The sequence below is a fragment of the Ohtaekwangia sp. genome (assembly GCF_036786105.1).
GTDB lineage: Bacteria > Bacteroidota > Bacteroidia > Cytophagales > Cyclobacteriaceae > Ohtaekwangia.
Window position 1 is genome coordinate 12,657 of sequence record NZ_DAIQRQ010000023.1, and the last position, 12,213, is coordinate 24,869.

8 protein-coding genes are annotated in these 12,213 nt (G+C 44.5%); 2 read left to right on the plus strand and 6 right to left on the minus strand.

Annotated elements, in window-relative coordinates; genetic code table 11:
- The 6 genes from V7Q33_RS11560 to V7Q33_RS11585 form a co-directional block, all read right to left on the minus strand.
- Window positions 1–1,529 (minus strand): class I tRNA ligase family protein (locus V7Q33_RS11560; protein ID WP_333819972.1); only part of this gene is annotated, 1,529 nt, incomplete at its 3' end.
- 125 nt (window positions 1,530–1,654) lie between these two features.
- Window positions 1,655–4,087: an efflux RND transporter permease subunit gene (locus V7Q33_RS11565; RefSeq protein ID WP_333819936.1), complete on the minus strand. Its 2,433-nt coding sequence runs from the start codon at window positions 4,085–4,087 to the stop codon at window positions 1,655–1,657.
- A gap of 415 nt (window positions 4,088–4,502) precedes the next feature.
- On the minus strand, window positions 4,503–5,822 hold the full coding sequence (locus V7Q33_RS11570) for a deoxyguanosinetriphosphate triphosphohydrolase (RefSeq protein WP_333819937.1): 1,320 nt from the start codon (window positions 5,820–5,822) through the stop codon (window positions 4,503–4,505).
- Between the two features lie 106 nt (window positions 5,823–5,928).
- Complete coding sequence (locus V7Q33_RS11575) at window positions 5,929–6,519, minus strand: phospholipid scramblase-related protein (RefSeq protein WP_333819938.1); 591 nt, start codon at window positions 6,517–6,519, stop codon at window positions 5,929–5,931.
- A 196-nt stretch (window positions 6,520–6,715) separates the two neighbouring features.
- Entirely contained in the window at window positions 6,716–8,260 is a 1,545-nt protein-coding gene (locus V7Q33_RS11580) for a glycine--tRNA ligase (protein ID WP_331982568.1), read from the minus strand.
- 103 nt (window positions 8,261–8,363) lie between these two features.
- Window positions 8,364–9,650, minus strand: coding sequence for a sensor histidine kinase (locus V7Q33_RS11585; RefSeq protein ID WP_331982570.1), 1,287 nt, complete (start codon window positions 9,648–9,650; stop codon window positions 8,364–8,366).
- A 326-nt stretch (window positions 9,651–9,976) separates the two neighbouring features.
- Between V7Q33_RS11585 and V7Q33_RS11590 the strand changes: the two genes are divergently transcribed.
- Window positions 9,977–10,858, plus strand: a complete 882-nt coding sequence (locus V7Q33_RS11590; RefSeq protein WP_331982572.1) for a universal stress protein — start codon at window positions 9,977–9,979, stop codon at window positions 10,856–10,858.
- Window positions 10,851–12,080 carry a cation:proton antiporter gene (locus V7Q33_RS11595; protein ID WP_331982574.1) on the plus strand — a complete coding sequence of 410 codons (1,230 nt, stop codon included), beginning with the start codon at window positions 10,851–10,853 and terminating at the stop codon, window positions 12,078–12,080. The genes V7Q33_RS11590 and V7Q33_RS11595 overlap by 8 nt, the downstream gene beginning before the upstream one ends.
- Window positions 12,081–12,213: the final 133 nt, after the last annotated feature.

Consider the following 12,213-nt stretch of genomic DNA (forward strand, 5'->3'; position numbering starts at 1 on the left):
GACTCCGGTTTCCAGTTGATGGTCTTGTTGAGCTCCACCATTTTATCTTTCAACGCCGTGGTTCTGATAAACCATGAATCCAGCGGATAGTATAGCACGGGCTTATCTGTACGCCAGCAGTGTGGATACGTGTGCTCGTACTTCTCTACTTTGAAAGCTCTATTTTCTTCTTTCAGAATAATCGAGATGATTACATCGGTGTTCTTGTAATCCGGGTTGCTCTCATCTTCATTCGTATAATTCTTTACATAGAAATCATCGCCACCTAAAGGCTTGTGCGTTTTGATGCTGAATTTCGCCACGCCTTCCTGCAGTTTTTGCCCGATCGCGGTAACGAATTTTCCTTTTCTATCTACTGTAGGTACTTCGTTGCCAGCTTCATCTTTCAGTGTAACAGGAGGAACTCCATTTTGCCTGGCAACACGGAAGTCGTCTGCGCCAAAGGTTGGTGAGCTGTGCACGATACCCGTACCATCTTCTGTGGTTACGAAATCACCGGCAATTACTTTGAATGCTTTCTCTGCGTCGTAGAGCGGCTGCAGGTAGGGCATCAGTTGTTCGTATGCTACACCCAGCAGTTGCCTGCCGCTAAATTCCTGCACAATGCTATACGGTATAGCTTTATCGCCAGGCTTGTAGTCTTCCAGTTTGAGGTCCTTGTTCTTTTCGCTGAAATATTTGCCGAGCAAATCCTTTGCGAGCACAACACTTACAGCCTTATGTGTGTACTGGTTAAATGTATTTACCTGCACATAGGTAATTTTCTCTCCCACTACCAGCGATGTGTTTGAAGGAAGCGTCCACGGTGTGGTAGTCCAGGCGAGTATAAATACATCGCCGGCAGGCTTATTGAATAGAAATTCTGACTTCGAGTCCTTCGTTACTTTAAACTGCGCTACAATGGAAGTATCCTTCACATCTTTATAACAACCCGGCAGGTTAAGTTCGTGCGAGCTGAGGCCGGTACCCGCAGCGGGTGAATAGGGTTGAATGGTGTAACCTTTATACAACAGCTTCTTGTTATAGAATTGCTTGAGCAACCACCAGAGCGATTCGATATATTCCTTCTCGTAAGTAATGTACGGATGCTCGAGATCAACCCAATAACCCATCCTGGTAGTCAGGTCGTCCCACTGATCTTTATACATCATTACCGTTTCGCGGCACTTCTTGTTATAATCTTCGATGGATATCTTTTTGCCGATATCATCTTTGGTAATACCGAGTTGTTTTTCAACCTGCAGCTCCACCGGAAGTCCGTGTGTATCCCAGCCTCCTTTGCGTTTTACCTGGAAACCCTGCAGCGTTTTGTAACGGCAGAAGATATCTTTTACAGTGCGGGCCATTACGTGGTGAATGCCCGGTGTGCCATTGGCCGATGGCGGCCCTTCGTAGAACGTGAAGGACGGAGAACCTTCGCGAAGGGTCACAGATTTTTTAAAAACCTGCTCTCGCTTCCAGAAATCAAGGATTTCATCTGCGATGCGGGCAAAACTTAACTCTTTAAACTCTTTGTAATTTCCTGCCATTGCCTAAAAAAATAGCGTCTGTATTTCGATAAGAGCGCAAAGATAATTACGAATTACGAAGTAAGAAGTATGATTTTAAGCCCGCCCCGTATTATTCAAGGCCTTGGGCTTAAGAGGCATCGATTTTATTCTGCTGCAGAGTGCCGGTTGTGAATTTTAATCTTGTCCAGGTCGATCTCTTCGTCTTCTGACTCACCATAAAATGTGTGATCGAACTCATCGATCAACTGGTGATCGTCCTTGCGCTTCTTTGGGCGATCGAAAGTCATGATCAGGGCAGGCAGTAGAATCAGGTTGGTGAACATGGAAATGATCAGCGTTACCGAAGTAAGCAATCCCAGCGCTATTGTTCCACCAAAAGAAGAGAAGGTAAAGATAATGAAGCCTGCAAAGAGCACGATGGAAGTATAAATAATGCTCTTGCCTGTTTCCATGATCGCATCGCTTACAGCCACCGGAATAAAGAAGTTGTTCGCCAATATTTCCTGGCGATACTTGGCCAGGAAGCGAATGGAATTATCTACCGAAATACCAAAGGTAATACTGAAAATCAGAGCCGTGCTTGCCTTGAGTGGTATATCGAAGTATCCCATCAACCCCGCGGTGATCATGAGCGCCAACAGGTTAGGAATAAGCGATATGATGATCATACGCACATTGGCAAAGAGTATAGCCATAGAAAGTGTAATGAGGAGGAATGCCAGCAGTAAACTTTCCTGCAGGTTGGCGATCAAAAATTTATTACCCTTAATGAAGATCTTGGTAGAACCGGTAACGGCTGTCTTCACCGAATCTTTTTCGGTAGAAACAAATATTGATTTCATTCTGGGTTCAATTACCGTGTGCACCAGTGAGTCCAGCTTTACGGAACCTATATCTGCAATCTGGCTGGATATGCGCATCTTGGTAAAAGTTGAATCAACAAAAGATTTGAATAAACCACTGTTATCGTTCTGGCCTTTCATATAGCGAAGTATAAAAGCGCCTTCACTTTTGGTAGGCAGCGAATATCGCGCAGGGTTGTTATTGTAAAACGCCTGTTTCGATGCCTTAATAAGGCTCAGTATGGAGATAGGCCTCGATACTTCAGGAAGGGAGTCGAGGAAGTTTTCGAGCTCTTCCACTCTCTCCATGTTCTTTACATCGAGCACCGGTCTTCTCTTTTTGGTTTTGAACTCGACAACAATTTCCAGCGGCATAATACCGCTAAAGTTCTGCTCGAAGAAATGAAGATCTTTTTTAATCTGGCTTTCTTCCGGTATATCATCCACCATATATGATACGGAATGCAACTGCATAATGCCGTACACGGAGAGTATAGCTATACCCATAGAAGCTATGTAGATAAGTGCACGGTATCGATGCACTGCCAGGTCGATCAGTTTGAGGAAGCCACCCATGATCCTGAAGTTGAGGTGACGCAAATGTTTTTCAGAGGGCGTTGGCAGCCACGAAAATATACTGGGTATCATCACGAGGCTCACCAGAAATAACACCATAATGTTTATACCGGCCACAACACCAAACTCGCGGAGGATAATGATATCCGTTGAAAGCAGTGTGAGGAAGCCAATCGCTACTGTGAGGTTGGTAAGGAAAGTAGCAAGCCCCATTTTCTGCACCACAATGGAGATGGCCTTCATTTTATCTTTTGTTTTGGCAAACTCCAGGTGATATTTGTTGAGCAGGTATATGGCGTTGGTAATACCAATGGTAACAATTACCGGTGGTATAAGACCGCTGAGCAGCGTAATTTTATAGCCGAAGATGGTTAATGTTCCGAGTGTCCACACCACTACAATAGCAATGATGATCATGGAAAAGATCACAGCACGGAACGATCGGAAGAACAGGAACATGATAATCCCAGTAACAAGTGCCGATGCATAGAGGAACAACTGCATCTCCTTGCGCACCTGGTTGGCCACCAGCGTACGGATAAAAGGAAGCCCCGCATAGTGAAGTTGTATCTTTGTTTTCTCTTCAAATTTTTTGCCTGCATCCAGCAGCGATTGTGCAAGGGCTTCGCGCTTGGAAGAATTCATATACTCTTTCTTTACCGATACCAGCATCATGGTAGCACCATTGTTCGGATTTACAATGTGGCCCATGTATACTTTCTGGTTGTAGGCGAGAGCAAGCAAACTATCCAGTGTTTTTTGGTGCTGCACGGTATCCGAAAATATTGACTGGAGATAGAACCTGGATTGAGCTGTATCTTTCAGGATCATCTTGATTACCGGAAGAGATACGACTTCATTTACACCCTCTATGCTTTTTAAGTCACGGGTTAGTTGCGTGAAAGCTTTGAAATTGTCGAGCTTGTATACCGCGCTGTCTTTTACGCCCACGGCGATAAGGTTGCCGTCTTCTCCGAACTGCGCCTTGAACTTGTTGAGGAGAATCATATCCGGATCGTGAGGAGGCACTGTGCGGGCAAATTCATAACTCATTTGAACCCTCGATGCAAAATATCCCATCACCACAGTAATGAGTCCGATAAGAATAATTAAGGGCAGCCTGAAGCGAATAATAAATTGAGCAACTCTATTCCACATAATCAATGGGATGTATCAAGTTCAGAAAGGCCAAAGCTAATCAATTTTGGCTTTTTCCGAGGTTAACAAAAAAATCAGCAGCTCAGGGGTAGGATTGGTGGCGATCCGGTTAACACAAACGGTACCTGTAATCGCTTCGTATGTATAGGCTTGTATTTTCGTTGCATTAAAAGTTCAGGGCTGATTGATGGATAAAGCCCGCAGCGTTTATTATTTTTGAATACACAAAAAATCTTTAGCTATGGCAAAATCACAAGATGCAAGGAAGGAAACTAAAAAGAAGCCTGCCAAGACGTTGAAAGAAAAACGTGCTGACAAGAAAATGAAGAAGGCCAGTAAAAGTTAATTTCCTTTCGAAATTGTTCCGGTACAATACGAGTGCCGGAACAATTTTTTATCTGCAGTCTTTACACATTTATAGCGCTATACCTTTAATTCTTCGGTATAGCGAAAGCGCATGGCGATCCGTTAACCCGGAAACAAAATCCAATACAATGCGCAACATCTCATAGGTGCTTACACCTTGTTCAATCTCGGTTCTCATCTCCACCGGAAGCAGCAGCGCCAGATTCTTATACTTGCGTGAAGGTGACTTGCGCATGATATGCTCACCGGCTGTGACAAACTCCTGCAGCAGGCCCGGCAAAACTTCATGGCCCGAGGCCTCGATCTCTACTACATGACGGGCCCTGTAAATTTTATCAACCGATATCTCGCTTATCTTTTCGAGCGCATCTTTCGATTTGCAGTGATCCGCCAATGCCTTATCGAATGAACCATCGAGGATGTGTTTCTCATACGCGAGGAATACTTCGGTGCATTCTTCTACCAGTTTATTGATGGTCATGGCACGGAGCACACCGATTCGTTCATTCTGCCCGCCAATACGGTCCAGTTTCTCTCGCTTAAAATTCTCCTGCAGAATATTGGCCAGTAACTCTACCGTGTCGTTATAGCTTACCAGCCCCATGCGGCAGCCGTCTTCCAGGTCTATGATGCTATAGCAGATATCATCGGCAGCTTCTACCAGGAACGTGAGCGGGTGGCGAAGCCATACATCTTCTCCCGCAGGTGTGAGCTCAAGTTGTGCTGCAGTGGTGGAGAATATTTCTTTTTCAGATTGAAAGAAACCAAATTTCTTCTGGCTCTTTTTCGATTTATCTCTTTCCGGAAAAAATGCTGCACATGGATACTTCGTAAAAGCACCCAGAGTAGACAGTGTCAACTTTAATCCATACTGATTGCTGTTGATGATGCGAAAGCCCTGTGCATTACCTTCAAATTTCAACAGGTCGTTCCATTCTGCTTCGGTTACTTTATTCTGAAAAGATTTACCATAAGCATGCTCGAGAAAGAAATCAGACAACGCATCTTCACCGGCATGACCGAATGGAGGATTGCCCAGATCGTGCGCCAGCGAAGCAGCGGCTACAATGGCACCGAAATCAAAAAGTGAAAATTTATCTTTTAAGGGAGGATGCCGCTGTACAATCACATCACCGGCTTTTCTGCCGAGCGATCGGCCCACACTCGATACTTCGAGCGAGTGTGTAAGGCGCGTGTGCACAAAGTCATGTTCCGGCAAAGGATGTACCTGTGTTTTATCCTGCAGCCTGCGAAACGGATGTGAGAAAATAATACGATCGTAATCCTGTTCGAAAGCGCTGCGCGAAGCCTCAGAAGAAGTAGGTTTCGATCCTGCCCGTTGGGAAGAGAGAAGAGATTGCCAGTTCATGGAAATAAAAAAAGCGATGACCTTCCGCTATATCAGAAGGTTCATCGCGCAAGATATAAAATTTAAAAGCACTTACCTGCCCGGCTGCAGGGCGGGTGACCTGGCTTTACTCTTTTAATACGAAGTCGATGCACATAACAGCCGCCAGTATTAACTGACGTAGCGGATGATCTTGCGGCACTTCGGGACTGATCTGCAAAATATAGTTGTCGGCAGACGTAAAGAGTTCTTTGCCGAGGCCCGACCATTTTTTAGTAACGGAAGCAAATTCTTTGTTGTCGGCAGATATGAATTTGAAATCCCAGCTTGTCCATTTTCCTTTTAGCATACAAAGCGGGCGCTCACTGGCATCCAGCACTTCGAACTTGCCACCAATGGAAAAGAATTTTTGTTTAAACATTCCGATCACCTGGTCTTTTTCATCCAACACTTCTACAGTAGAAAGGAAAAAGGATACGCCACGTCTTACTCTGACGATCTTTTCTCCGAGCGGAGTTTTTATTTCGATGTCGAACGGAGTCATCCGTTTATAATCCGAAAAACGGAAGAGCTTGGTGAAAAAGCCCAGGTTCTCTTCGCGACAGTTGAGTATAATTTGTTGTGTTTCCGGATCATAGATGTCGAAGCTGTTTGAGGCTTTGAACATGCCTACATGCTCTTTTACAAAAAAGAGATTTTTGTTCAGGATAGGATTCATGGTTAGATTAGGTATAGTATAGTTTTTGTGTGAATATTTGGCTACTGGCTCCCGGCTGTTAGCTGCTGGAAGAATGGGAGCGTGATCGGGTGTGCACGCATCTGTGCTTAACTGTGGGAAACAATTATTATATAATAACAGCCACCCTGGAGTAAGGTGGCTGTCTTGAAATATATCGTTAATGAGTTTGGATAAATTAAATTTTACGCAACAGGTTGTTGATAGAGCACGTGTCGATCAACTTGGTCTTTACATCAGTGATCTTTACACGCTCCTGCTTCATGGTGTCGCGATCGCGAATTGTAACGGTATCATCCTCCATCGTCTGGTGATCAACTGTGATGCAATACGGTGTACCAATTGCGTCCTGTCTTCTGTAGCGTCTGCCGATCGCATCTTTTTCTTCATAGAAGCAACGCAAATCGTACTTTAAATCATTCATAATTGCCTCTGCTTTTTCGGCCAGGCCATCTTTCTTCACCAATGGAAGTATAGCTACTTTATGCGGAGCCAATGGTGCCGGTATTTTCAACACAACCCGTTCACTGCCATCCTCAAGCTTTTCTTCAAAATAAGATTTAGACAACACCGAAAGGAAGAGACGATCCAGTCCCACCGATGTTTCCACAACATACGGTATATAGGATTGATTATCTTCTGAATCAAAATACTGAAGCTTCTTGCCAGAGTATTTCTCATGGGCTTTCAGGTCGAAGTCAGTGCGAGAGTGTATACCTTCCAGTTCTTTAAAACCCATCGGGAAGTTAAACTGAATGTCACATGCAGCGTTGGCGTAGTGTGCCAGGTTCAGGTGATCGTGGTAACGATAATTATCAGCACCAAGTCCGAGGGTTTGGTGCCACTTCATGCGTTTGGCTTTCCAGTATTCGTACCACTTCATTTCTTCACCAGGTTTTACGAAGAACTGCATTTCCATCTGCTCAAATTCGCGCATGCGGAAAATGAACTGGCGTGCTACGATCTCGTTACGGAAAGCTTTACCGATCTGTGCTATACCGAATGGAATCTTCATACGGCCGGTCTTCTGCACGTTCAGGAAGTTTACAAATATACCCTGAGCGGTTTCAGGGCGCAGGTATATCTTGTTGGCTTCGTCTGCCAGGGAACCAATTTCAGTAGAGAACATCAGGTTGAACTGGCGCACATCCGTCCAGTTCTTCGTGCCAGATACAGGGTCGGCTATATCCAGATCGATGATCAGTTGCTTCATGGCAGCCATGTCGCCACTGCCCATCGCATCTTTCATGCGTGCATTGGTTTCATCGATCTTCTTCTGATACTCCAGTACGCGAGCGTTGGTAGTAACAAAAGTTTCGCGGTTAAAAGCATCGCCAAAACGCTTGGCTGCTTTCTCCACTTCCTTGTCGATCTTGTCTTCCATCTTGGCGATGGCATCTTCGATTAGTACATCGGCACGGTAACGCTTTTTGGAATCTTTGTTATCGATCATCGGATCGTTAAAAGCATCTACGTGGCCGGAAGCTTTCCAGGTGGTAGGGTGCATAAAGATAGCGGCATCGATCCCTACAATATTATCATGCAGCAAGGTCATGAACTTCCACCAGTATTCTTTCAGGTTATTTTTTAGCTCGGCCCCGTTTTGCCCATAGTCATATACTGCACTGAGACCGTCATAAATTTCACTGGAAGGAAAAATAAACCCATACTCCTTGGCATGGGCAATCACATTTTTAAACAGGTTGTCTTCTTGTGTTGCCATAGTCGGCAAAGATAATATTAGTCCACAGTCTGCAGTTGACTGGGCCTTGTTTTTTGAAGTGAAGATGATATTATCCTTCCGGCCGTTAGGAAGCAGGCCGGACTTACACGAGGCGTTTGGGAAGCTTTACAGTAAAAGTAGAGCCAATACCGGGAGACGATTCCAGGTGGATAGACCCGGAAAGCTTCATGAGTGTTTCCTTTACAATATATAACCCGAGGCCAGAGCCCTTTGACTTTTCATTTCCGCGATAGAACATCTCATAGATCTTGCCCTGATACTCCGGAGCTATACCTTGTCCATTGTCTTCCACTTTCAGATAAAATACGCGTCCATTCATTTGATGGCGAAGGCGGATATACCTTTCTTCTTTGCGCAGATCATGATAACGTATAGCGTTTGATAAGAGGTTGCCGATGATAATGCGAAGCCTGTTCTTGTCAGATTCCACAATGGTACCTTCCGGTATCTCTACATGGAAATTGATTCGCTCTGCTTCCGGTGCATACTTTAAACCTTCCCATATTTCGGTAACAAGGTCGTGGAGGTTTACTTTCTCGCGGGTGATGTCGAGGCGGTTGTTACGGGAGTAATCTGTAATGTCTTTGATGAAGTTATCCAGCGAGTGAATCCGATCTTTCATCATGCTCATATAATGCTTTACCTCCTGTGGACTTTGTGTGCGCTCAGCAATATTTAAAAGTCCCATGATAGACGTAAGCGGAGCGCGCAGATCGTGCGAAGTACTATATACAAAGCGATCAAGTTCCTTGTTTGTCTTAGTGAGCATTTCATTGCTTTGCACCAACTGAATGGCGTTGTAATGATTAAGGCTGATGAGCAAGTAAACGCACATGGTAACAGCAGGAAGTGCCACGGTAAAATTCAGAATGAGATTGAAGAGCATTACCTCTTCTGTATAGATGCGTTTGGGCAACAAACTGAAATCTACAAAGTACGCCAGCGCAAAAAGCAAATATGTAAATACAGTGAACAGAATAGACATGAGCCGTTGCTTATAATTGAATACGGCAAATGCTGCCACTGAATTAACAACAAAAAATATGAATGTTCCATTGTGAGGCGACTCGCTCGAAGCAAATAAGTAGACTGCTATATTAATGGTAGGTAGCAGAAAATAATTGGCGAGGCAGTGATCGCCCTGGCGGTGAATAAAAATAGAAAGCGATAAAAAGAATATAGTGCAGAAGAGAATAGGTGTGGAAACATAGATACCTGAAAAGATATCGATCAGCAGGTACAGGGTGCAAAGCACTATGCCTAGTAATGCAAATTGTCCGGAGAGCATCACTTGTTTGTATTCGCCCCACGACTCAATGTGCTTTTCTTCGCCAATGATCAAATCCCGTATTTTTTTCTTCAGCGCCATTCGCCCTGCTAGTAATAATAGCGTATGCAAAAGTAAAGCGATTTATATCACCCAGACTGTTGGATAATGACTGGTCAATTATTCATGCAAGTTTTTTCATATTTTGAAACGATTTAAAAAAGCAGGGAATGTGAATACTCTTGCTTTTGGTAACTTTTATAAAATATGTTATTGTAAAAGAATAACTTGATCAATATCTGAAGCGATATTCCAAATATACTTAGTAATTGTTGTGGAGTAAGGTATAGCCTCTGTATGTCTCGCAATTATAAAGGAGCGGCCTTGTGTTGCAACGACTTTGTTAAAATCAGTTATCTTACCGCTTTATGATGCAGTTTCGCAAAATAGCACTCGCACTGGCGTTCTCGCCGCGTACCCCGGCCCTGCTGGCAGAAGCTGCGCGCCTGAAAAGAATGTGGGATGCAAATCTCCTGTTGATACACGTTGGCGATTATGGCGAAAAAGAAAACATGTTGTTGAATGAGCTTCTGAAGGGTGTTGATCTATACCTCGGAAGAGATGTGCAAGTGCTCTGGGAAAATGGCAAACCCAGTGAACGTGTACTGGCGGTATGTAAACGTGAGAATGTTGACTTGCTGGTAGCGGGAGCACTCAAGAAAGAAAACCTGGTACAATATTATCTCGGCACCGTAGCACGAAAAATTTTGCGCAAGGCAGACTGCTCAGTATTAATGCTGACCGATCCGTTAACCACACCACGTCCTTTTAAAGATATAGTCGTTAATGCCGAAGATAGCCCGTTTGTGGAAGATGCTGTGCGCACGGCATGTACCATCGGACTTAAAGACAAAGCCTCCTGGCTTCACATTGTGCGCGAAATAAAAATGTATGGACTTACCATGTCGGCTTCCGATCATCATTCAGAAGATGAATACGAGACTCTGCGACAGAACCTGGTAAAAGATGAAATCGATAATGTAGAAAAAATACTGGGCTGCATTCCACATGAAGGATTGAAAGTAAATATTAAAATGCTTGCTGGTAAATCCGGTTTCGAACTGGCAAAATTTGCCCAACGCAAGCATGCCGATCTTCTGGTGGTAGGTGCATTTCCGAGGAGGTTCTCTTTGTTCGATCGCGTATTTCCGCATGACCTTGAGTATATATTTGCCGATTTGCCCTGCAATTTATTAGTAGTACATCCGCATAAACATGAACCGATGAAGAAGGAGGTAAAACATGGTTAGGTTGGGTCATGCTGATGTCGTGCACCTGCTAATGCAGTTAGGCATGATGCTCGTGGCTGGGCGCCTGTTTGCCGAGCTTGCCCGAAAATTTAAACAACCTGCTGTGATAGGAGAAATTATAGCAGGTATATTGTTAGGTCCTACCGTGCTGGGAATGATACAACCGGAATGGTTTCATGCTTTATTCCCGGTGCCGAGCGGAGCCGGCACGGTGCTCTCCGGAATGGTGCAGGTAGCGGTAGTGATGTTGCTGTTCATTGCAGGATTGGAAGTAGATCTACATATAGTATGGCAGCAGGGCGCGCAGGCTATAGCAACCAGTTTGTTCGGGTTGGTTATTCCGTTCATGGTAGGGTTTGTGTTTCCATATCTGTTCCCTGAGTTTTTTGGTATAGCCGATACACATGCGCATTTAACCTTTGCACTTTTTATGGGCACCGCCATGGCTATATCTGCATTGCCTGTTATAGTTCGGATATTAATGGACCTGAATATGTTCCGGTCGCGCATGGGACTTCTCGTAGTGGCCTCTGCCATGGTAGACGATGTGATCGGCTGGATGGTGTTCTCAGTTATACTGGGTATGATCGGCAAAGGTAGTGAGATGCCTATTGGAAACACCATTGTGTTAACGTTGGTATTTGCCGCATCGATGTTAACGATTGGCCGCGGACTTCTCAACCGTGTGCTCCCCTGGGTAAACAGAAAGCTGGCATGGCCGGGCGGTGTACTGTCGTTATCATTGGCGCTTTGCTTTTTTGCAGCAGCGTTTACGGAATATATAGGTATACATGCTATTTTCGGAGCATTTATAATGGGCGTTGCTCTGGGTGATTCTGAGCATTTTTCAGAGCGAGCCAAAGAGATTGTGCATCAGTTTATCAACAACATATTTGCGCCACTGTTCTTTGTGTCTATCGGGTTGCGTGTAAACTTTTTTACCAACTTCGATCTGTTGTTAACTACAAGCATCATTTTCATAGCATTTGTCGGTAAGATTTTAGGTGCCGGTATCGGTACGCGGCTCGGTGGCTTTAGCTGGAAAGAATCGCTGGCGGCAGGCTTCGGCCTGAGTGCACGTGGTGCTATGGAAATTATTTTGGGCCTGGTAGCACTCGAGAATGGATTGATCAACGAAAAAGTCTTTGTGTCGTTGGTGATCATGGCGCTTGTTACCAGCATGACCAGCGGGCCTATGATGCGCTGGAGCCTGAACCGTTAAAACCGTTAGCAGTTAATTGTTATCCGTTTAGCAGGAAAAGCAAAATCTAATTATACAAAGATATTCTTCTATATTAATCTGCGTTTATCTGTGCGATCTGCGGGAAATTTTTTCTCTGTAAACCTGTGCTAAA

Bases quoted from the DNA above. Each gene is read 5' to 3' on its own strand.
- V7Q33_RS11565 (WP_333819936.1), bottom strand. From the start codon at position 4,087: ATGTGGAATAGAGTTGCTCAATTTATTATTCGCTTCAGGCTGCCCTTA.
- V7Q33_RS11570 (WP_333819937.1), bottom strand. From the start codon at position 5,822: ATGAACTGGCAATCTCTTCTCTCTTCCCAACGGGCAGGATCGAAACCT.
- V7Q33_RS11575 (WP_333819938.1), bottom strand. From the start codon at position 6,519: ATGAATCCTATCCTGAACAAAAATCTCTTTTTTGTAAAAGAGCATGTA.
- V7Q33_RS11580 (WP_331982568.1), bottom strand. From the start codon at position 8,260: ATGGCAACACAAGAAGACAACCTGTTTAAAAATGTGATTGCCCATGCC.
- V7Q33_RS11585 (WP_331982570.1), bottom strand. From the start codon at position 9,650: ATGGCGCTGAAGAAAAAAATACGGGATTTGATCATTGGCGAAGAAAAG.
- V7Q33_RS11590 (WP_331982572.1), top strand. From the start codon at position 9,977: ATGATGCAGTTTCGCAAAATAGCACTCGCACTGGCGTTCTCGCCGCGT.
- V7Q33_RS11595 (WP_331982574.1), top strand. From the start codon at position 10,851: ATGGTTAGGTTGGGTCATGCTGATGTCGTGCACCTGCTAATGCAGTTA.